21 protein-coding genes and 1 other annotated feature are annotated in these 20,209 nt (G+C 53.0%); of the genes, 8 read left to right on the top strand and 13 right to left on the bottom strand.

Translation table 11 applies throughout. The features are described from left to right. Positions 1 to 358: 358 nt before the first annotated feature. The 3 genes from clpB to rluD form a co-directional block, all read right to left on the bottom strand. A complete protein-coding gene (gene clpB, locus DBY68_RS20830; protein WP_108477043.1) occupies positions 359 to 2,932 on the bottom strand; it encodes an ATP-dependent chaperone ClpB in 2,574 nt (857 codons plus the stop codon). Positions 2,933 to 3,060: 128 nt separating this feature from the next. Continuing rightward, a complete protein-coding gene (gene yfiH / locus DBY68_RS20835) occupies positions 3,061 to 3,792 on the bottom strand; it encodes a purine nucleoside phosphorylase YfiH (RefSeq protein ID WP_108477042.1) in 732 nt (243 codons plus the stop codon). Beyond that, positions 3,789 to 4,769, bottom strand: coding sequence for a 23S rRNA pseudouridine(1911/1915/1917) synthase RluD (rluD, locus tag DBY68_RS20840; RefSeq protein WP_108477041.1), 981 nt, complete (start codon positions 4,767 to 4,769; stop codon positions 3,789 to 3,791). Before rluD ends, yfiH begins: the two co-directional genes overlap by 4 nt. 132 nt (positions 4,770 to 4,901) lie before the next feature. Here rluD and bamD point away from each other — a divergent pair, with 132 nt between their 5' ends. From bamD to pheA, 4 genes are all read left to right on the top strand, one after another. After that, positions 4,902 to 5,645: an outer membrane protein assembly factor BamD gene (gene bamD, locus DBY68_RS20845; RefSeq protein WP_015963371.1), complete on the top strand. Its 744-nt coding sequence runs from the start codon at positions 4,902 to 4,904 to the stop codon at positions 5,643 to 5,645. Positions 5,646 to 5,913: 268 nt separating this feature from the next. After that, positions 5,914 to 6,252, top strand: coding sequence for a ribosome-associated translation inhibitor RaiA (gene raiA, locus DBY68_RS20850; protein WP_015963370.1), 339 nt, complete (start codon positions 5,914 to 5,916; stop codon positions 6,250 to 6,252). Between the two features lie 107 nt (positions 6,253 to 6,359). Continuing rightward, positions 6,360 to 6,485, top strand: a sequence feature (Phe leader region). Beyond that, the gene (pheL, locus tag DBY68_RS23020; protein WP_199538682.1) at positions 6,361 to 6,408 is read left to right on the top strand and encodes a pheA operon leader peptide PheL; all 48 of its coding nucleotides are present in this window, start codon (positions 6,361 to 6,363) and stop codon (positions 6,406 to 6,408) included. Its footprint overlaps the feature before it by 48 nt. Positions 6,486 to 6,516: 31 nt before the next feature. Beyond that, complete coding sequence (pheA, locus tag DBY68_RS20855; protein WP_108477040.1) at positions 6,517 to 7,677, top strand: bifunctional chorismate mutase/prephenate dehydratase; 1,161 nt, start codon at positions 6,517 to 6,519, stop codon at positions 7,675 to 7,677. Here pheA and DBY68_RS20860 read toward each other — a convergent pair. The 3 genes from DBY68_RS20860 to aroF form a co-directional block, all read right to left on the bottom strand. Next, entirely contained in the window at positions 7,674 to 8,546 is an 873-nt protein-coding gene (locus DBY68_RS20860; RefSeq protein WP_108477046.1) for an SMP-30/gluconolactonase/LRE family protein, read from the bottom strand. The two genes, pheA and DBY68_RS20860, sit on opposite strands and share 4 nt — an antisense overlap. A 90-nt stretch (positions 8,547 to 8,636) precedes the next feature. Further along, positions 8,637 to 9,758, bottom strand: coding sequence for a bifunctional chorismate mutase/prephenate dehydrogenase (gene tyrA / locus DBY68_RS20865; RefSeq protein WP_108477039.1), 1,122 nt, complete (start codon positions 9,756 to 9,758; stop codon positions 8,637 to 8,639). A gap of 9 nt (positions 9,759 to 9,767) precedes the next feature. Further along, positions 9,768 to 10,838 (bottom strand): 3-deoxy-7-phosphoheptulonate synthase AroF, encoded by a 1,071-nt coding sequence (aroF, locus tag DBY68_RS20870; protein ID WP_108477038.1) that lies wholly within the window; start codon positions 10,836 to 10,838, stop codon positions 9,768 to 9,770. A gap of 391 nt (positions 10,839 to 11,229) precedes the next feature. Here aroF and DBY68_RS20875 point away from each other — a divergent pair, with 391 nt between their 5' ends. Genes DBY68_RS20875 through DBY68_RS20885 form a run of 3 tightly spaced genes read left to right on the top strand, consistent with a single transcriptional unit; the run spans position 11,230 to position 13,553 of the window. Beyond that, a complete protein-coding gene (locus DBY68_RS20875; protein ID WP_229837708.1) occupies positions 11,230 to 11,841 on the top strand; it encodes a YfiR family protein in 612 nt (203 codons plus the stop codon). Further along, a complete protein-coding gene (dgcN, locus tag DBY68_RS20880; protein WP_108477037.1) occupies positions 11,834 to 13,054 on the top strand; it encodes a diguanylate cyclase DgcN in 1,221 nt (406 codons plus the stop codon). The genes DBY68_RS20875 and dgcN overlap by 8 nt, the downstream gene beginning before the upstream one ends. Positions 13,055 to 13,070: 16 nt before the next feature. Beyond that, the gene (locus DBY68_RS20885; protein WP_108477036.1) at positions 13,071 to 13,553 is read left to right on the top strand and encodes an OmpA family protein; all 483 of its coding nucleotides are present in this window, start codon (positions 13,071 to 13,073) and stop codon (positions 13,551 to 13,553) included. Positions 13,554 to 13,556: 3 nt separating this feature from the next. Here DBY68_RS20885 and DBY68_RS20890 read toward each other — a convergent pair whose 3' ends face one another. From DBY68_RS20890 to ffh, 7 genes are all read right to left on the bottom strand, one after another. After that, entirely contained in the window at positions 13,557 to 14,927 is a 1,371-nt protein-coding gene (locus DBY68_RS20890; protein ID WP_108477035.1) for a PepSY-associated TM helix domain-containing protein, read from the bottom strand. A gap of 56 nt (positions 14,928 to 14,983) precedes the next feature. Next, positions 14,984 to 15,382, bottom strand: a complete 399-nt coding sequence (locus tag DBY68_RS20895; RefSeq protein WP_108477034.1) for a DUF2946 domain-containing protein — start codon at positions 15,380 to 15,382, stop codon at positions 14,984 to 14,986. A 132-nt stretch (positions 15,383 to 15,514) separates the two neighbouring features. After that, positions 15,515 to 15,862: a 50S ribosomal protein L19 gene (gene rplS / locus DBY68_RS20900; protein ID WP_002914145.1), complete on the bottom strand. Its 348-nt coding sequence runs from the start codon at positions 15,860 to 15,862 to the stop codon at positions 15,515 to 15,517. Positions 15,863 to 15,906: 44 nt separating this feature from the next. Then, positions 15,907 to 16,674, bottom strand: a complete 768-nt coding sequence (trmD, locus tag DBY68_RS20905; protein WP_015963360.1) for a tRNA (guanosine(37)-N1)-methyltransferase TrmD — start codon at positions 16,672 to 16,674, stop codon at positions 15,907 to 15,909. A 30-nt stretch (positions 16,675 to 16,704) separates the two neighbouring features. Beyond that, on the bottom strand, positions 16,705 to 17,253 hold the full coding sequence (gene rimM, locus DBY68_RS20910; RefSeq protein WP_108477033.1) for a ribosome maturation factor RimM: 549 nt from the start codon (positions 17,251 to 17,253) through the stop codon (positions 16,705 to 16,707). An 18-nt stretch (positions 17,254 to 17,271) separates the two neighbouring features. After that, positions 17,272 to 17,520 carry a 30S ribosomal protein S16 gene (rpsP, locus tag DBY68_RS20915; protein ID WP_041686193.1) on the bottom strand — a complete coding sequence of 83 codons (249 nt, stop codon included), beginning with the start codon at positions 17,518 to 17,520 and terminating at the stop codon, positions 17,272 to 17,274. A 318-nt stretch (positions 17,521 to 17,838) separates the two neighbouring features. Continuing rightward, the gene (gene ffh, locus DBY68_RS20920; protein WP_108477032.1) at positions 17,839 to 19,200 is read right to left on the bottom strand and encodes a signal recognition particle protein; all 1,362 of its coding nucleotides are present in this window, start codon (positions 19,198 to 19,200) and stop codon (positions 17,839 to 17,841) included. 214 nt (positions 19,201 to 19,414) lie between these two features. Between ffh and DBY68_RS20925 the strand changes: the two genes are divergently transcribed. Further along, positions 19,415 to 20,206, top strand: coding sequence for an inner membrane protein YpjD (locus tag DBY68_RS20925; RefSeq protein ID WP_015963356.1), 792 nt, complete (start codon positions 19,415 to 19,417; stop codon positions 20,204 to 20,206). Positions 20,207 to 20,209 lie beyond the last annotated feature (3 nt).

Consider the following 20,209-nt stretch of genomic DNA (forward strand, 5'->3'; position numbering starts at 1 on the left):
GACGTTAAGAATCCGTATCATTGAGTGCCCACACAGATTGTCTGATAAATTGTTAAAGAGCAGTGCCGCTTCGCTTTTTCTCAGCGGCGCGGGGTGTGCATATTAATCCATCCCGCTACAGAGTCAAGTTTTATTTCACTTTTCTCTGCTGAAGTTCTCTTAAGAACCTCGCTGACCCGGCGGCTTGCGTGCCGTTGTTCCGTATCAGTGGAGGCGCATTATAGGGCGTAATTGAGATCTCGCAAGCATAAAATACAAAAAACTTTTCACTCGCTCACTTTTCATTCAATTCACTTATTTTTGCCTGGTTTATAAACAAAAACGAGCCCCTGAGGGCCCGTTTTTGCATTTTTGTGACTTACTGCACTGCCACAATATGATCGTCTTTAACGTCCAGACGTATCGTTTTCCCAGGAACCAGCTCACCAGAAAGGATTTGCTGCGCAAGCGGGTTTTCAATTTGCTGCTGAATAGCGCGTTTCAAAGGCCGTGCCCCATATACCGGGTCATAACCGTTTTTACTCAACAAACGCAGCGCTTCATCGGAAATTTGCGTTTCATAGCCACGCTCTTCCAGACGTTTGTACAGACGTTGCAGCTGAATCTGCGCAATTGAGGCAATATGCGCTTCACCCAGCGGATGGAACACAACCACTTCATCAATACGGTTGATGAATTCCGGACGGAAGCTCTGACTAACCACGCCGAGCACCACATCTTTCATGTGACCGTAATCCAGCTCGCCAAAGCGTTCCTGAATCAGATCGGAACCCAGGTTAGAGGTCATAATCACTACCGTATTACGGAAGTCGACCGTTCTCCCCTGCCCGTCTGTCAGACGACCATCATCGAGCACCTGCAGCAGAATGTTGAACACATCCGGGTGCGCTTTCTCAACTTCATCCAGCAGAATAACTGAGTAAGGGCGGCGGCGTACGGCTTCGGTTAGATAGCCACCTTCTTCATAACCGACATATCCCGGAGGCGCGCCAACCAGACGAGACACGGAGTGTTTCTCCATAAACTCGGACATATCAATACGCACCATCGCGTCATCGCTATCGAACATGAAGTTCGCCAGCGCCTTACACAGTTCCGTTTTACCGACACCGGTCGGCCCCAGGAACAGGAACGAACCGATTGGACGGTTAGGATCGGAAAGCCCTGCGCGGCTACGACGAATCGCGTTCGATACCGCTTCCACCGCTTCGTTCTGACCAATCACCCGACTATGCAGGTCTTGCTCCATTCGCAGCAGTTTTTCACGTTCGCCTTCCAGCATGCGCGCAACCGGGATCCCGGTCCAGCGCGCCAGCACTTCCGCGATTTCCGCATCTGTTACACGGTTACGCAGCAGTCGCATGGTTTTGCCTTCAGACTGAGTCGCGGCCGCCAGCTGTTTTTCAAGTTCCGGAATTTTACCGTACTGCAGTTCGGACATCCGGCCCAGATCACCCACACGGCGTGCCTGCTCGATGGCGATTTTCGCCTGCTCAAGCTCTGCTTTAATTGTTTGCGTACCAGAAAGTGAGGCTTTCTCCGCTTTCCACTCTTCTTCTAATACCGAATACTGGCGTTCTTTATCTTCCAGCTCATCATTCAGCATATCGAGACGTTTCAGGCTGGCTTCGTCAGACTCTTTCTTCAGCGCCTGCTGTTCCAGTTTCAACTGAATGATGCGGCGGTCGAGTCGGTCGAGTTCTTCCGGCTTCGAGTCAATCTGCATACGGATGCTGGACGCGGCTTCATCAATCAGGTCAATCGCTTTATCCGGCAACTGACGGTCGGCAATATAACGATGCGAAAGCGTAGCCGCCGCCACGATTGCCGGGTCGGTGATTTGCACGTGGTGGTGTAGCTCATAACGTTCTTTCAGACCACGCAGGATCGCGATGGTATCTTCAACGGACGGTTCTGCTACAAACACTTTCTGGAAACGACGTTCCAGCGCCGCATCTTTTTCAATGTACTGGCGATATTCATCAAGGGTGGTCGCGCCCACGCAGTGCAGTTCACCACGGGCCAGCGCCGGTTTCAGCATGTTCCCGGCGTCCATTGCGCCATCGGCTTTCCCTGCGCCCACCATGGTGTGTAGCTCGTCGATAAACAGAATGACGTTGCCTTCCTGTTTCGACAAATCGTTCAGCACACCTTTCAGACGCTCTTCAAACTCACCGCGATACTTCGCCCCGGCCACCAGCGCGCCCATATCCAGCGCCAGTACACGGCGGCCCTTCAGCCCTTCCGGCACTTCGCCGTTCACGATACGCTGCGCCAGCCCTTCGACGATCGCCGTTTTACCGACACCCGGCTCACCAATCAGCACCGGGTTGTTTTTAGTACGGCGTTGCAGCACCTGAATGGTGCGGCGAATTTCTTCATCACGACCGATGACCGGATCAAGCTTGCCCTGCTCGGCTCGCTCGGTCAGATCGACGGTATATTTTTTCAATGCCTGACGTTGGTCTTCGGCATTTTGATCGTTCACGCTCTCCCCCCCGCGCATCTGTTGAATCGCCTGAGTAATGTTGGCAGTCGTCGCCCCTGCGGATTTCAGCAGGTCGGCCAGTGAACCGCGAGACTCAAGCGCGGCCAGAACAAACAGTTCTGACGAAATAAAGTTGTCACCTTGTTTTTGCGCCAGCTTGTCGCAAAGATTCAGCACCCGTACCAGATCCTGTGAAGGCTGCACGTCGCCGCCGGTGCCTTCCACCTGCGGTAAACGGCTTAAAGCCTGATCGATAGCCGTGCGAAGCTGGCCCGCATTAATGCCAGCCGTGGTTAACAAAGGACGAATCGAACCCCCTTCCTGATTCAGTAAGGCGCTCATTAAATGAAGTGGTTCGATGAATTGGTTGTCGTGCCCCAGTGCGAGAGACTGAGCATCGGCGAGAGCAAGCTGGAATTTGTTAGTAAGACGATCCAGACGCATAATTCCTCCCATAACAGGTCAATTTTGCTACTGGAGATTAAATGAGGTCATCCCTCAATTATTCAAGGTTAATGACCTGTTCAATGTGAAAAATAAGTCAGCCTTCTGGATCGTCTTGATTCTTTAGGTTATATCAGCCAAATGAAACTTGCCATACGACCTGTAGTACGGTCGCGACGATATGAGAAAAAATCATCGTTTTGGCTGAAGGTACAGCGGTCACCGCCGTAGATGCGCTGCACACCGACATTTCCCAGACGCTGACGCGCCAGTAGATAAATATCAGCATAGTACTTTTCGCCCGCCGCGCGAAACGCGTTCTTCGCCTGAAGGTCTTTCGCCATAAAGGCATCGCGCACTTCCGGCCCCACTTCAAACGCCGTCGGGCCAATCGCCGGGCCAAGCCACGCCATGATATTTTCAGGGCGATCGTTAAAGCAAGCAACAGTCTCTTCCAGCACGCCTTCACACAGCCCGCGCCAGCCCGCATGCGCCGCTGCCACTTCTGTTCCGTCGAGATTACAGAACAGAACCGGCAAACAATCGGCAGTCATCACCGCACAAACGGTGCCAGGCGTATTACTGTAAGACGCGTCAGCGCGTTTCGAATCATACGGCCCGCCGCTTAAGCGCAGCACATCTTTACCATGAACCTGTTCAAGCCAGACCGGTTTTGCAGGTAAGCCGCCCGCCGCAAATAAACGGCGGCGATTCTCGTCTACGTCATCTGGATTATCACCGCAATGCGCGCCCAGATTCAGAGAATCGTAAGGCGCTTGACTCACACCGCCTTTACGGGTGGAACTACAGGATGCCACGCCCTTCGGCTGCGGCCACTGCGGGATAATCAATGACGTCATAACCAGTCCACATCGTCCTTATGTTCTTCAAAATCGGCGCGCATCGCATCAATAAGATCGACCATATCCTGCGGAATCGGCGCATGCCATTCCATTTCAATACCGGTGATCGGATGATAAAGACGCAGCATGGTGGCATGCAGTGCCTGACGGTCAAATTTACGCAGCGCAGTGATGAACTCATCCGACGCGCCTTTCGGTGGACGCGGACGCCCGCCATAAACCTGATCGCCCACCAGCGGGTGCGTAATATGGGCCATGTGCACGCGGATCTGGTGCGTACGTCCTGTTTCAAGACGCAGCCGCAGACGCGTGTGCACACGGAAGTGTTCCATGATGCGATAGTGCGTTACCGCCGGTTTACCCATTGGGTGCACCGCCATATGCGTACGTTTGGTTGGGTGACGGCTAATCGGTTCTTCAACCGTACCGCCCGCCGTCATATGACCAATTGCCACCGCTTCATATTCACGCGTGATTTCGCGCAGTTGCAGCGACTCCACCAGACGCGTTTGCGCCGGAACGGTTTTCGCCACGACCATCAGGCCCGTGGTATCTTTATCCAGACGATGGACAATGCCCGCACGCGGCACATCGGCAATTGGCGGATAATAATGCAGCAGTGCGTTCAGCACCGTGCCATCCGGGTTACCCGCGCCAGGGTGAACCACCAGATCGCGCGGTTTGTTGATAACAAGGATGTCATCATCTTCGTAGACGATGTTCAGCGGGATATCCTGAGGTTCAAAGCGGATATCTTCATCAATCTCAGCGTTGATCGCGACAGCCTCGCCGCCCAACACTTTTTCTTTCGGTTTGTCGCAAATTTGACCATTAACCTGCACGCGCTGGTCAAGAATCCACTCTTTTATGCGAGATCGCGAATAATCAGGGAACAATTCGGCCAAAGCTTGATCTAAGCGTTGACCAAGTTGGTTTTCGGAGACCGTTGCGGTGAGTTCTACTCGTTGTGCCATATACAGCTTCTTCGTTAACGTTGGGTTTTTACGGCTTCGCCGTTTAATATAGTGTGCTATTGTAGCTGGTCTTAATCGGGAACAGGAACTGCGAATATCCCGTACAAACATTTTGAGGAAAGTCAAAACGTCATGACGCGCATGAAATATCTGGTGGCAGCGGCCACGTTGAGCCTGGCTTTGGCGGGGTGCTCTGGTTCAAAGGAAGAGGTGCCTGATAATCCGCCTAACGAAATCTACGCAACTGCTCAGCAAAAGCTGCAGGACGGTAACTGGAAACAAGCGATAACGCAACTGGAAGCGTTGGATAACCGTTATCCGTTTGGCCCGTACTCTCAGCAGGTGCAGCTGGATCTGATCTACGCGTACTACAAAAATGCCGATCTGCCGTTGGCTCAGGCTGCCATTGATCGTTTTATCCGTCTTAACCCGACGCACCCGAACATTGATTATGTCATGTATATGCGTGGCCTGACCAATATGGCGCTGGATGACAGCGCGCTTCAGGGCTTCTTCGGGGTTGACCGTTCTGACCGCGATCCCCAGCACGCGCGTGACGCCTTCAATGACTTCTCTAAGCTGGTTCGCGGCTACCCGAACAGCCAGTACGTCACGGATGCGAACAAACGTCTGGTGTTCCTGAAAGATCGCCTGGCCAAGTACGAGCTGTCGGTCGTTGATTACTACACTGACCGTGGCGCATGGGTTGCCGTGGTAAATCGCGTTGAAAACATGCTGCGCGATTTCCCGGATACACAAGCCACCCGTGATGCGCTGCCGAAGATGGAAAATGCGTACCGTCAGATGCAAATGACGGCGCAGGCAGACAAAGTCGCGAAAATCATTGCGGCAAACAGCAGCAGCACGCAATCCTGATTTCGAATGCAAGCAAAACGGCAGCCCTGTGGCTGCCGTTTTTTTATCCGCTTAACCCGCCCGCTGAAGCGCTTTAGCGGCAAGTCATCTCATCAAATATGACCGCCTTTTTCCCTTTCGACAAGGAAAAGATCGCCTGTTCCTGCCCTGCCTCACAAAACAGTTTCCTTGACAAAAAGTGACAAAAAAACGTGATTTAAATCACACATTTTGACATTAGGAAAGGTATGCTGGAATCACCAAGACGGAAAGACAAGAGGTAAAATTTATGACAATGAACATTACCAGCAAACAAATGGAAATTACTCCGGCCATCCGCCAACATGTCGCAGACCGTCTAGCCAAATTAGAAAAATGGCAAACTCATATTATTAACCCGCACATTATCCTGTCCAAGGAGCCGCAGGGTTTTATCGCTGACGCCACCATGAACACGCCGAACGGGCTTCTGGTTGCCAGCGCCAAGCATGAAGATATGTATGCTGCAATCAACGAATTGATCAACAAGCTGGAACGGCAGCTCAATAAGGTGCAACACAAAGGGGAAGCCCGTCGCGCCACAACATCGGTGAAAGACGCAAGCTTCGAAGAAGTTGAAGAAGAGTAAAACTGAACTTTGAGTGTATCGCCAACGCGCCTTCGGGCGCGTTTTTTATTGACAGAAGGAAAACGGAGCAGGTACTGTTACCAGACACACTGTAAGGAATCATCATCCGTGAAATCTGTTCTGTTTTTCTTCGCATTCTTTTTTACCTTCCCCTGAACGGGAGGCGTTTCGTCGTAAGATAAAGAATGCGAAGACGAACAATAAGGCCTCCCACTCCGGGGGGCCTTTTTTATTGGCAAGATTGATAACAATAAAGGCACAACTATGACAGCGGAAAACCCGTTACTGGCTCTGCGCGATAAAATAAGCGCGCTGGATGAAAAATTACTGACGCTTCTGGCCGAGCGTCGCGGTCTGGCGGTGGAAGTGGGCAAAGCGAAGCTGGCCTCCCATCGCCCGGTACGTGATATCGACCGGGAACGCGATCTGCTGGAACGGCTGATTGCGCTGGGTAAAACGCACCATCTCGATGCGCACTACATTACCCGCCTGTTCCAGCTCATCATCGAAGATTCCGTTCTCACTCAGCAGGCGCTGCTGCAACAACATCTGAATAAAATCAATCCGCACTCTGCACGTATCGCTTTCCTCGGGCCAAAAGGCTCTTATTCACACCTTGCGGCGCGCCAGTATGCCGCACGCCATTTCGAGCAGTTTATTGAAAGTGGCTGCGCGAAATTTGCCGATATCTTCAATCATGTGGAAACGGGCCAGGCTGACTACGCCGTTGTGCCAATTGAAAACACCAGCTCCGGTGCGATCAACGATGTCTATGACCTGCTGCAACACACCAGTCTCTCGATCGTCGGTGAAATGACGATCGTTATCGATCACTGCGTACTGGTATCCGGATCAACGGATCTCGACACTATCGACACGGTTTACAGCCATCCGCAGCCGTTCCAGCAGTGCAGCAAATTCCTTGCCCGCTATCCGCACTGGAAAATTGAGTACACCGAAAGCACCTCTGCAGCGATGGAGAAAGTGGCGCAGGCCAATTCGCCATGCGTTGCAGCGCTGGGCAGCGAGGCGGGCGGTGCGCTGCACGGCTTACAGGTTCTGGAACGTATTGAAGCCAATCAGACGCAAAACATTACGCGCTTCATTGTGCTGGCGCGTAAAGCGATTGATGTTTCAGACCAGGTTCCGGCGAAAACCACACTGTTAATGGCGACCGGGCAACAGGCGGGCGCACTGGTAGAAGCGCTGCTGGTACTACGCAATCATCACCTGATCATGACCAAACTGGAATCCCGCCCGATTCACGGCAATCCGTGGGAGGAGATGTTTTATCTTGATATCCAGGCCAACCTGGAATCGGAATCAATGCAAAAAGCGCTTAAGGAGCTGGGCAAAATTACCCGCTCCATGAAAGTACTGGGTTGTTATCCGAGCGAGAACGTCGTTCCGGTTGACCCGGCTTAACGCTCAATAAACGGTAACTTCTTCATTCCTGCCACGTTCACTGGCAGGGTGAAGATGGCACCGGAAAGGGGATACTGCTGCACTTCTGCCGCTGACATGTTTTCCCGCGTGGCGGTAATAAAAAGCGTGCGCATATCCGCTCCGCCAAAACAGACCATTGTCGGGCAACGCACCGGCATCCGATACTCTTCCAGTTGTTCGCCTTCCGGGGAAAAACGCGCAATACGCCAGCCATCAAACAGCGCACTCCAGTAACAGCCTTCTCCATCCACCGCCGCGCCGTCCGGAATACCCTCTCCAGGGGCAAATTGATGGAAGATTCCGCGGCTGCCGGGCTCACCGTCGTCATCAAGTGGGGTTCGATAAATCACGCCGTTCGGGGTGTCTGATGTGTACATCCAGCGTTTATCCGCGCTGAACGCCAGGCCATTAGCGCCGTGGATATCGCACTGCACCACCTTCGGCTTCAGTTCATTATCGATGCGTACCAACAACGCACCGTTGTAATCGCCGGGCCCCCAGAAGGTTCCTGCATAGAAACGCCCGTCTCTGTCCGTTCCCCCATCGTTGAAGCGCGCCAACGCCGGATTGCTGGGGTTATCGCAAATTTTTCGCACCAGCAGACCATGTTTATCCGCCAGCCAGATGGCGCTGCGCAGCGCCACGATAAACCCGCCCTTTTCGCGTAATGCGAAACAGCCCACCTCTTCAGGAAACTGCAAAACCTGATGCTCACCGCTTTGCGGATGATATCGATGAATTTCGTATTCCAGAATATCCGCCCAGTACAGTGCCTGCTCCGATTCGCTCCAGGTGGGGCATTCCGGCAGATGTCCGGCGTAATCAAACAACGGTTGTGGCTCAGTCATACGTTTCATCCCTATAAAAAAAGCCAGCGGGCTACCCCACTGGCTTTTAAGTATATACAGAATTTGTTAACGCTATGTGTGACCGTGCTCTTAGGCGCGGCTATCGTTAGCCTGGCGCAACAATGTGCGGCTTTCACTCTGGAAGCGCTGGGCGTAATCGCCAAACCAGTGCTCCACTTTACGGAAGCTGTCGATAAACGCCTGCTTATCCCCCTGCTCCAGCAAACTGATCGCCTCGCCAAAACGCTGGTAGTAACGCTTAATCAGCGCCAGGTTATTGCCAGAGGACATAATGATATCGGCATAAAGTTGCGGATCCTGAGCAAACAGTCGGCCAACCATCGCCAGTTCCAGGCGATAGATAGGCGAAGAGAGTGCCAGCAGTTGTTCAAGCTGAACATTCTCTTCCGCCAGATGCAGGCCATAAGCAAAGGTCGCGAAGTGTCGCAAAGCCTGAATAAAGGCCATGTTCTGATCATGCTCGACAGCGCTGATGCGATGCAGACGCGCGCCCCACACCTGAATTTGCTCAAGGAACCACTGATACGCTTCCGGCTGACGCCCGTCGCAGTACACCACCACCTGTTTAGCCAGGCTACCACTGTCCGGCCCGAACATCGGGTGCAAGCCAACAACCGGGCCCGGATGCGCTTCCAGCATCGCCTGTAACGGCCCGGCTTTTACCGACGCCAGGTCAACCAGAATGCAGTCGGCAGGCAGCGGCGGTAACTTCGCGATGATCTGCTCGGTGACATGAATCGGCACGCTGACGATCACCATGCCCGCATCGGCGACAATCTCCTGCGCCCGCGACCAGTCGTCACGTTCGAGGATACGCACCTGGTAGCCGGACAAATTCAGCATTTTTTCAAACAGCCGCCCCATCTGCCCGCCGCCGCCGACAATAACGACAGGGCGTAACGTTGGATGCAGCGTTTTGAAGCCTTTATCGTTTTCGCTGGAGTACGACTCACGCATCACGCGGCGCAGGACATCTTCTATCAAATCGGGCGGAACGCCAATCGAGGCGGCCTCCTCCCGGCGTGAGGCAAGCATGGTCGCTTCACGTTCGGGAACGTAAATCGGCAGGCCATATTTGCTTTTGACCTCGCCCACTTCAGCCACCAGTTCAAGACGGCGCGCCAGCAACCCCAGCAACGCCTTATCCACTTCATCAATTTGATCGCGCAGCGCGGTCAGTTCAGCAACCATACAATCCTCTTACGCCAGTCGTGTTGCCAGGTGGCCGCGTAAATCCTTGTCTAACTCACGCAGCAGCGCATCGGTGGTTTCCCAACTGATGCAGGCATCGGTCACCGAAACGCCGTATTTCATGTCGCAGCGCGGCTGTTCAGAAGACTGATTACCTTCGTGAATGTTACTTTCAATCATCAGGCCGATAATCGAACGATTACCGTCTTTGATCTGAGCGACAACGGATTCCGCCACCGCAGGCTGACGGCGGTAGTCTTTATTGGAATTCCCATGGCTGCAATCTACCATCAGCGACGGTTTCAGTCCCGCCTGTTCCATCTCTTTTTCGCACTGAGCAACATCTTCTGGCCCGTAGTTCGGTGATTTACCGCCGCGCAGGATCACGTGGCCATCCGGGTTACCCTGGGTTTGCAGTAAGCAAACCTGGCCGGCCTGGTTGATGCCCACAAAACGGTGCGGCATGGCAGCCGCGCGCATGGCGTTGATGGCGGTCGCCAGTGAGCCATCGGTACCGTTTTTAAAGCCCACCGGCATTGAGAGACCAGAGGCCATTTCACGGTGGGTTTGGGATTCGGTGGTACGCGCACCAATTGCAGACCAGCTAAACAGATCGCCCAGGTATTGCGGGCTGTTCGGGTCCAGCGCTTCCGTCGCCAGCGGCAGACCCATGTTGACCAGTTCCACCAACAGACGACGCGCAATTTTCAGGCCGCCTTCCACGTCAAACGAACCGTCCATATGCGGATCGTTGATCAGCCCTTTCCAGCCGACGGTCGTACGTGGTTTTTCAAAATAGACGCGCATCACCAGGTAGAGGCTATCGCTGACCTCCTCGGCAAGGCGTTTAAATCGACGAGCATATTCGATGGCCGTTTCAGGGCAGTGAATCGAGCACGGGCCACACACTACCAGCAGACGAGGATCGCGCCCGGCGATGATGTCAGAGATGGTTTTGCGTGACTGCGCGATTTGCGCTTCCTGTTCAACACTCAGCGGGAATTCCGCTTTCAGTTGTTCTGGGGTGATCAGAATTTGTTCATCGGTAATATGTACGTTATTCAGCGCGTCTTTTTGCATGGTGGCTTACCTGTCTGGCTCGTTTGCGATAGTGGTTTCCTCGGTGAGGTGAAGTAACAATATCATAAAAAGTAAAGATTTCAATCCAAATTACGTAAATATAACTTTACACCAACCTGTTTCAGGCAAATTTTACCGCCAAAAACTGCAAACATATCGTTACACTCATAATCCTGCCTGTCATTCTCCTGATAACAGCGCTCATGAAAATAACTGATCCCCCCTAATCTGGCCTCTTTAACACCTCTGCAATTACAAAAAGAGTCCCTGCAAAATCAACTAAATAAGAGATAACCTTACATTTAATATATTTATTTCTAAGCATGTGATCTCCACCAAATCATTCAATCGAAATTTAACTTAACTAATACGTAATCCATTTCATGATCTAATGACGGGTCAGGCGAAAAATGATAGTCTGCACAGAGAATTTATGGACGCAAAAATCAAAGCTTTACGGCGGATTCCGATGAGCAACCCGTTCTTAAAAATTTCATACTCGCTTTTGCTGGTATTGATATTTTTTTCTCTTAGCAGACCACTTTTTGCCGCTGCGTTAACTGATATGGATAAATCGGTACGTTCAATGGTTTCCGGTATTATCAGCTACACTCGCTGGCCACAGCCTGAACAGCCGCCAACACTCTGCATTTTTAGCTCCGCGCGGTATCGCGATGCATTGATCACAGCCGAGGGGTCTCCCGTCACCTATCACCCGATAATGGTGCATTCCCACCGGGAGGCTCTTAACGCTGGTTGTGCTGCCATCTATTTTGGCTCGGAATCACCTGAACAACAGACAGAATTACAAAATATGCTTAACGCGAGGCCAACATTATTAATTTCAGAACAAAACGCCGAATGTCGTATTGGCAGTTCCTTCTGTCTGCTATTCAATACCGATAAAGTGACATTCGCCGTAAACCTCGATTCCCTTTCTCGTAGTGGCGTCAGGGTCAATCCGGATGTTTTGATGCTCGCACGGAATAAAAATCATGAATAAGGACTATTCAACCCCGCCGCGCCCGACGTTTAAGCGCACCCTACGGCGTATTAGCGTCACCAGCGTATTTATTACCATGACGCTAATTTGGCTACTATTGTGCGGCGCATCCATTGTGACGCTGAAACAATACGCGCAGAAAAATCTCGAGCTGACCGGTTCGACCATGAGCCATAGTCTGGAAGCTGCGCTGGTCTTTAATGACAATACGGCCGCCACTGAAACACTGGCGATGCTGGGCAAACAGGGCCATTTCGCTACCGCAGAAGTGCTTAGCACCGGCAACAAACGCTTTGCCTACTGGCACTATAATGCTTCTGGCGAGCGGGACACGCTCAACAGGTTAGTCAGCCAATGGCTGTTTCCTTTTCCGGTCACGCAGCCCATCACTTACAACGGTCAGACCATTGGTGAGTTACGCTTAACGGCCCGCGACAGTTTGATCAGCCATTTCATCTGGTTATCACTTGGCGTTCTGACCGCCTGTATCGTCTTTGCATCAGCGGTCGCCCTGCTGATTACGCGCCATCTGCATGAAGGGGTCGTCACCGCCCTGCAAAGTATTACCGACGTGGTACATGATGTGCGCACGAATCGTAACTTTTCTCGCCGTGTCAGCGCTGAACGTATTGATGAATTTCACCGTTTCGCTCTCGATTTCAACAGCCTGCTGGATGAAATGGAGGAGTGGCAACTTAAGCTGCAAGCCAAAAACGCCCAACTCCTGCGCACCGCGCTGCACGATGCGCTGACGGGCCTGCCCAACCGCGCGGCGTTTCGTACCCGCATTGCGTCGCTGATGAGCAATCCGCAGATGAAAGCCAGCTCGGCGCTACTGTTCCTCGACGGCGATAACTTTAAACGCATTAACGATACGTGGGGCCACGCCGCAGGCGATTGCGTGTTGATTGATGCGGCAAAACGATTGATGGAGTTCAGCGGGAATCGCCATGCGGCGTATCGTCTGGGTGGTGATGAGTTTGCGGTCATTTTATCGGGGGTGAACAGCGAACATGAGGTGCAGCGGATCTGTGCCGCGCTGTCGCAACAATTCATTCGCCCCTTTGATTTACGCAATGGGCATTATGTGCCGCTGTCGCTGAGCGTCGGCTATGCCTTAACGTGGGAACATAATTCCGTCGAAGATTTACAAGAACTTGCCGATAAGAATATGTATGACATGAAAAATCAGCGTTCCAAAAACTCATTATGAGATGCAAGGAAAGAGTATGTTAAAGCGTTATATCGCCGCCGCGTTGCTATCAACCACTCTGCTGGCAGGTTGCCAGGCCCCTCAGGGGAAATTTACCCCGGAGCAGATCGCCGCAATGAAATCGTACGGATTTAGCGAAACCAACGGGGACTGGTCGCTTGGCCTTTCTGATACCATTCTGTTCGACAAAAATGATTTCCGTTTGCGCCCGGATAGCCAGCAGCAAATCCACACCATGGCTGCTCGCCTGGCATCAACCGGGATCACGCATTTGCGTATGGATGGACACACGGATAACTACGGGGAAGCGAGCTATAACGAAGCCCTTTCTCTGAAACGCGCCAACGCCGTCGCCGAAAGCTGGGCAGAAGGCGCGCGCATTCCGCGCAGCAACCTGACAACGCAGGGGCTGGGGCAAAAATACCCGGTTGCCAGTAACAAAACCTCGCAAGGGCGCGCCGAAAACCGCCGCGTCGCGGTGGTGATCAGCGCCCCTTAAGGCTTATTGCACTGGCTGCGTTTGAGTCGCTTCCTGATGACTCCGCCAGCGCAGCCAGTCAATGACCACAAATAACAACAAACTAACGCCCATCACCGGCAGCGCCAGCCCCAACAGAATAGTCATCACAAGCGTCGTCAGACGTCCTGCCAGTGATAACGCCAGCCAGCTCTGAGACAAAGTCTGAAGCGGACTCGCAGCCGCCTGCGCCGGACGCTTAATCCACCACAGTCGATATCCCATCACGATCGCCACGCACAACGCCAGTCCGAAAGCGATCAGCAGCAACTGGTTCGGCAGACCGAACAGAATCCCCATATGAAAATCAACGCCCCAGCGGGTAAGCTTCGCCATCAGCGGGAAATCAGCAAAACGCGTGCGATCGAGGATCGCAAGGGATGCGCCATCTACCGCAACGGCATCCACCTGGGTCGGCCAGCGCCGATCGATTTCCGTCACCGTCCAGGCACGATCTTCACTGCGTGGCGGGCGAATCTCCACCAACGTCGCATCAATCCCCGCTCGCTGTGCTGCAGCCAGTACGGAATCAAACTTTTCTCCAGCGATAACCGGCGGCGTCATGCCAGGCATTGCCGCCATATGGCCCTTATGTTCCGCATGCGGATCTGCCATTTCCATTTTGCCGTGCAGTTGCGTATTCACCTGCGGCGTCATCCAGCCCAATGCCGCACGCATTTTATCGACGTTGCCGCCCGCCCACTGTGACCAGGTCAGCCCGGTTGCGGAGAAGAGCAGCATCCCCGCCAGCAACACCCAACCAAGCGTAACGTGCACACGACGTGTGTTCTGGAAGCGATTGTTAACACGGCGTTTGGGTCGGGTCACGGCCCACAGCGCAATACCCCCCAGCGCGGCAACCCACATCCATGATGCCGCCAGTTCGCTGTAGAGACGCCCAACATTGCCTAACAGTAATGAGCGGTGGGCGTAATCTATCCATTGACGCAGCGGCAATATGCCACTGGTACCGTAAACGGCCATATCCCCCGTCACCGCAAGCGTGACCGGGTCGATAAAAATCGCCCGATTTTCAGACTCGCCAAGAGCAGGATCGGCAAACATCACGCGGGTGGTTTCGCCCGCAGATAGCGCCGGGCGTACGGCATGCAGGCGAAGCTCACCGCCGGAGACCTGCTGCGCGACCGCAATTTGGTCGGCCAGTGCATGACGTTCTCCGCTCATGGTGCCGTGCAGCGCGCGCTGGTAAAGCATATTTTCCAGTTGGGGCGTAGCGACATACAGTGTGCCGGTTAACGCCGCCACAAAGATAAACGGCCCGACAAACAGACCAATAAAAAAATGCAGGCGACGAAGCAAGTGTACCCATGCCGCCCGTGAGGTGCAGGTTGTCATACTTTTCCTTTTTAGATGCGAAAAGAGTCGTGGCGTATTACGCCATTTATAATGTTTTAACAGGAAAAAGCAGACAGGCGCGGCGGCGCGCGGGTATCAGGAAAGAGCCAGGGAAAATAGTGCCAGTGCTTTACAGCAGGCCGCATCAGCCGGACACGGCAGCGTAACAGCAGGCCACATAACAGGATAACCAGCGCCAGAATCAGCCCCGGTACGTGCGCCATTAAAACGCAGTAGCCGCAGGCCTCGGCGTGGTCGACCGGCATACTCTGAGAAGAGGAGTGATGCTCTGCATCCATACTCATCGCATGGTGCATACCGGGCATCGCGCTCATCGGGTCTTTTTGCAGCGAAACGGAGATCAGGGGCGCCACGATAATCAGCGCAATAGCGAACAGCGCGAGCCAGGCCGCGTGTCGTTTTAGCGCTGAACCATGAAACCGATTGCTGCTCACGATACCCTCCGATAAGGAGCGGATATTGTAAATGAATTATCTCAAAACAGTTAACATGGAGTGCCCCAGGCGATAAAAAAAGGGCCAGCCTTTCGGCCAGCCCTTTCTAACAGGATGTCGCTTACGCGAATCTTAGTTAAGACGCTCTTTGATACGAGCAGACTTACCAGTACGTTCACGCAGGTAGTACAGTTTAGCTTTACGCACAGCACCACGACGTTTAACAGCAATGCTGTCAACAACCGGAGAGTGAGTCTGGAAGACACGCTCAACGCCTTCGCCGTTGGAAATTTTACGAACAGTGAATGCAGAGTGCAGACCGCGGTTACGAATAGCGATAACCACGCCCTCGAATGCCTGCAGACGTTTTTTGGAACCTTCAACAACCCATACTTTCACTTCCACGGTATCACCCGGACGGAAGGAAGGTACGTCCTGCTTCATCTGTTCTTGTTCAAGTTGCTTAATAATGTTGCTCATAATTTAATCTCTTATCCTGGGTAAACTGATATATCGGGCGCGTATTACGCTTGCCCATCATGTTTATGTTGCTGTTGTGCGTGCTCCTTTTGGAACTCCGCCAGCAACCTTGCTTGCTCTTCAGTCAGAGCCAGGTTTTCCAGAAGTTCAGGTCTTCTAAGCCAGGAGCGGCCCAGCGACTGTTTCAAACGCCAGCGACGTATCTCGGCATGGTTCCCCGACAGTAACACTGGCGGTACTTCCATCCCTTCTAACACTTCAGGACGCGTATAGTGGGGGCAATCCAGCAACCCGTCAGCAAAGGAATCTTCCGTTGCCGATGCTTCGTGACCCAGTACACCCGGGATGAACCGGGAAACGGAGTCAATCAGCGTCATTGCCGGTAACTCACCACCGCTGAGAACGTAATCGCCGATTGACCATTCTTCGTCAATTTCGGTCTGAATCACGCGCTCATCAATACCTTCGTAGCGACCACACACCAGAATCAGTTTCTGATTCGTTGCCAGTTCGCTGACGCCTGCTTGATCAAGCTTGCGTCCCTGAGGTGAAAGATAAATCACCTTTGCGCCTTCACCTGCCGCGGCTTTTGCTGCATTGATGGCATCCCGTAAAGGTTGCACCATCATTAACATCCCCGGCCCGCCGCCGTAAGGACGATCGTCCACGGTACGGTGCCGGTCATGCGTGAAATCACGAGGACTCCAGCTCTGGATGCTCAGCAGGCCATTTTTTACTGCCCGGCCAGTTACCCCGTAATCGGTAATTGCGCGGAACATTTCAGGAAACAGGCTAATTATGCCAATCCACATAGCGCCGTCTTTTACCGTTTATCCGGTGGTTTAAAAACCAGGATCCCAATCTACTTCGATTGAACGAGTAGCGAGATCGACTTTCTTGATAACCTGCCCATCGAGGAACGGAACCAACCGCTCCTTGATACCAAACGCATCTTTCAGGTTTGCCTTGATGACGAGTACGTCATTCGAACCGGTTTCCATCATATCGATGACTTTACCGAGATCGTAACCTTCCGTTGTGACTACCTGGCAGCCCATCAGGTCTTTCCAGTAGTAATCACCCTCTTCCAGTGTTGGCAACTGCGATGAATCAACGATAATTTCGCAATTAGTCAGTAGATTCGCAGCATCGCGATCATCAACGCCTTTCAGCTTAATGATGATGTCCTGATTGTGGTGGCGCCAGCTTTCCAGCTCAACGACCTGCCACTGACCCGCCTTCTGGATTAACCAGGGCTGATAGTCAAAAATGCTTTCGGCGTCTTCGGTGGAGGAAAACACTCTGAGCCAACCACGGATACCGTAGGAAGAACCCATTTTGCCCAATACGATGGGATCAACAGGTGCCTGTGCGGTGAGTTGCTTGCTCATCATGACCACCGTGACAGATTAAGCTGCTTTTTTAGCTTCTTTGATCAGCGCAGATACGCGATCAGAGATAGTTGCGCCCTGGCCAACCCAGTGCTCGATGCGATCCAGATCCAGGCGAGTGCCTTCTTCTTTTTCGCTCGCGATCGGGTTGAAGAAACCAACGCGCTCGATGAAGCGACCGTTACGTGCATTACGGCTGTCAGTCACAACAACCTGGTAGAACGGACGCTTTTTAGCGCCGTGACGAGCTAAACGAATAGTTACCATAACATCCTCTTGTGTGAATAGAACAACCGGGCCCCATCGAGGGAAGGGGCCCGGTGTCATATTAAAAGCCCGAAAATTTTACTCATTTTTGGGCAAAAATCAATTCAAAACTACAATACGCTAGATAATTCGAGTTGCAGGAAGGCGGCAAGTGAGCGACTGAGCGACAAATTCGTCTGGAACGAATTTGACCAGCCAAAGGCTGGCCTCCGGTGAGGGACAAGGATGTCCCTCATTAATCCCCGGGAGCGTACATAAGTACGTGACCGGGGTGAACGAACGCAGCCAACGCATCTGCGGCTCGAATTATGACGCGTATTAGCGGCCTGGGAAGCCTGGGGGCATCATACCTTTCATCCCGCGCATCATCTTCGCCATGCCGCCCTTCTTCATTTTCTTCATCATGCGCTGCATGTCGTCGAACTGTTTCAGAAGGCGGTTGACGTCCTGAACCTGCATACCGCAACCAGCAGCAATACGGCGTTTACGGGAACCTTTAATGATTTCCGGCTTCGCGCGCTCTTTCAGGGTCATGGAGTTGATGATGGCTTCCATACGCACCAGCACTTTGTCATCCATCTGTGCTTTTACGTTGTCCGGGATCTGGCCCATACCTGGCAGCTTGCCCATCAGGCTGGCCATGCCACCCATGTTTTTCATCTGGCGCAACTGCTCCAGGAAGTCAGTCAGGTCAAAGCCGTCGCCTTTTTTCAGCTTGGAGGCCAGTTTCTCAGCCTGCGCGCGGTCAACTTTGCTTTCGATATCTTCGATAAGCGACAACACATCGCCCATGCCGAGGATACGCGAAGCGATACGATCCGGGTGGAACGGCTCCAGCGCTTCGGTTTTTTCGCCGACGCCGAGGAATTTAATCGGTTTACCGGTGATGTGACGAATCGAGAGCGCCGCACCGCCACGGGCATCGCCGTCGACTTTGGTCAGCACCACGCCAGTCAGCGGCAGCGCTTCGTTGAAGGCTTTCGCGGTATTCGCCGCATCCTGACCGGTCATGGCATCAACGACAAACAGGGTTTCTACCGGATTAATCGCGGCATGCACCTGTTTGATTTCGTCCATCATTGCTTCGTCTACGTGCAGACGACCGGCGGTATCCACCAGCAGTACGTCGTAGAATTTCAGCTTCGCTTCTTTTAGTGCCGCATTGACGATGTCGATAGGTTTTTGGCCGACATCGGACGGGAAGAAGTCCACACCAACCTGTTCAGCCAGCGTTTCCAGCTGTTTGATCGCCGCCGGGCGATACACGTCGGCAGAGACAACCAGCACTTTCTTCTTGTGTTTCTCGCGCAGGAATTTACCAAGCTTACCGACGCTGGTTGTTTTACCCGCCCCCTGCAAGCCCGCCATCAGCACCACGGCTGGCGGCTGTGCGGCCAGATTCAGCATCTGGTTCTCTTCGCCCATCGCCGAAACCAGTTCGTTGCGGACGATTTTGACGAATTCCTGACCCGGGGTCAGGCTTTTGTTAACTTCATGACCAACCGCTTTCTCTTTTACGCGGTTGATAAACTCACGCACCACCGGCAACGCGACGTCGGCTTCAAGCAGCGCCATGCGCACTTCGCGCAGCGTCTCTTTGACGTTGTCTTCGGTGAGGCGGCCACGCCCGCTGATGTTACGCAGCGTCCGTGACAAACGATCGGTTAAATTATCAAACATTGTCTCTCGCCTAAGGTGGAAACGGTTGGTCGCGGTGCGACACAAAAATAGAAATTTGCCGGAGTATAACACGACAGCGCCCGAGTTGTGATGCCGCGGTTTGCCTCAAAGCGCCCGATGTTTTGCACAACGCCCCGCACCTTGATACAACTTGAATGATTTTGCGTATATACTGCCCTTCTTACACTTTTATTGACGATTGCCGACACACTCTATGCCCGTTTTTGCCCTGCTCGCGCTTGTCGCCTACTCCATCAGCCTGGCGCTGATCATCCCCGGTTTGCTGCAAAAAAACAGCGGCTGGCGGCGTATGGCTATTCTTTCTGCCGTTATCGCGCTCGTCTGCCACGCTTTCGCGCTTGAAGCCCGTATCCTGCCTGGCGGCGAGAATGGCCAAAACCTGAGCCTGCTCAACGTCGGTTCGCTGGTCAGCTTGATGATTTGTACGGTGATGACGATTGTCGCCTCACGCAATCGCGGCTGGCTGCTGTTGCCGATTGTTTACGCTTTTGCATTAATTAATCTGGCTTTTGCGACGTTTGTTCCGAATGAATACATCACGCATCTGGAAGCCACGCCGGGCATGATGGTGCATATTGGCCTGTCGCTGTTCGCTTATGCGACGCTGATTATCGCGGCCCTCTACGCACTTCAACTAGCATGGATTGACTATCAGCTGAAAAACAAGAAGCTGGCTTTCAGCCACGAAATGCCACCGCTAATGAGCATTGAACGTAAAATGTTTCATATCACGCAGGTGGGGGTGGTACTGCTTACGCTTACCCTGTGCACCGGCCTGTTTTACATGCATAACCTCTTTAGCATGGAAAACATCGACAAAGCGGTGCTCTCAATCGTGGCCTGGTTTGTCTACATTGTGCTGCTATGGGGCCACTATCATGAAGGATGGCGTGGACGCCGCGTCGTGTGGTTTAACGTCGCTGGCGCAGGCATTCTGACCATGGCGTATTTTGGTAGCCGGGTCATTCAACAGCTTGTCGGCTAGACA

Origin of the sequence: Pseudocitrobacter sp. RIT415 (assembly GCF_003057695.2) — a bacterium.
GTDB lineage: Bacteria > Pseudomonadota > Gammaproteobacteria > Enterobacterales > Enterobacteriaceae > Pseudocitrobacter > Pseudocitrobacter faecalis.

Bases quoted from the DNA above. Each gene is read 5' to 3' on its own strand.
- rluD (WP_108477041.1), bottom strand. From the start codon at position 4,769: ATGGCACAACGAGTAGAACTCACCGCAACGGTCTCCGAAAACCAACTT.
- dgcN (WP_108477037.1), top strand. From the start codon at position 11,834: ATGAATAAGGACTATTCAACCCCGCCGCGCCCGACGTTTAAGCGCACC.
- bamD (WP_015963371.1), top strand. From the start codon at position 4,902: ATGACGCGCATGAAATATCTGGTGGCAGCGGCCACGTTGAGCCTGGCT.
- rimM (WP_108477033.1), bottom strand. From the start codon at position 17,253: ATGAGCAAGCAACTCACCGCACAGGCACCTGTTGATCCCATCGTATTG.
- yfiH (WP_108477042.1), bottom strand. From the start codon at position 3,792: ATGACGTCATTGATTATCCCGCAGTGGCCGCAGCCGAAGGGCGTGGCA.
- DBY68_RS20885 (WP_108477036.1), top strand. From the start codon at position 13,071: ATGTTAAAGCGTTATATCGCCGCCGCGTTGCTATCAACCACTCTGCTG.
- DBY68_RS20890 (WP_108477035.1), bottom strand. From the start codon at position 14,927: ATGACAACCTGCACCTCACGGGCGGCATGGGTACACTTGCTTCGTCGC.
- clpB (WP_108477043.1), bottom strand. From the start codon at position 2,932: ATGCGTCTGGATCGTCTTACTAACAAATTCCAGCTTGCTCTCGCCGAT.
- trmD (WP_015963360.1), bottom strand. From the start codon at position 16,674: ATGTGGATTGGCATAATTAGCCTGTTTCCTGAAATGTTCCGCGCAATT.
- pheA (WP_108477040.1), top strand. From the start codon at position 6,517: ATGACAGCGGAAAACCCGTTACTGGCTCTGCGCGATAAAATAAGCGCG.
- aroF (WP_108477038.1), bottom strand. From the start codon at position 10,838: ATGCAAAAAGACGCGCTGAATAACGTACATATTACCGATGAACAAATT.
- ffh (WP_108477032.1), bottom strand. From the start codon at position 19,200: ATGTTTGATAATTTAACCGATCGTTTGTCACGGACGCTGCGTAACATC.
- rpsP (WP_041686193.1), bottom strand. From the start codon at position 17,520: ATGGTAACTATTCGTTTAGCTCGTCACGGCGCTAAAAAGCGTCCGTTC.
- DBY68_RS20875 (WP_229837708.1), top strand. From the start codon at position 11,230: ATGACGGGTCAGGCGAAAAATGATAGTCTGCACAGAGAATTTATGGAC.
- rplS (WP_002914145.1), bottom strand. From the start codon at position 15,862: ATGAGCAACATTATTAAGCAACTTGAACAAGAACAGATGAAGCAGGAC.
- tyrA (WP_108477039.1), bottom strand. From the start codon at position 9,758: ATGGTTGCTGAACTGACCGCGCTGCGCGATCAAATTGATGAAGTGGAT.
- DBY68_RS20860 (WP_108477046.1), bottom strand. From the start codon at position 8,546: ATGACTGAGCCACAACCGTTGTTTGATTACGCCGGACATCTGCCGGAA.
- raiA (WP_015963370.1), top strand. From the start codon at position 5,914: ATGACAATGAACATTACCAGCAAACAAATGGAAATTACTCCGGCCATC.
- DBY68_RS20925 (WP_015963356.1), top strand. From the start codon at position 19,415: ATGCCCGTTTTTGCCCTGCTCGCGCTTGTCGCCTACTCCATCAGCCTG.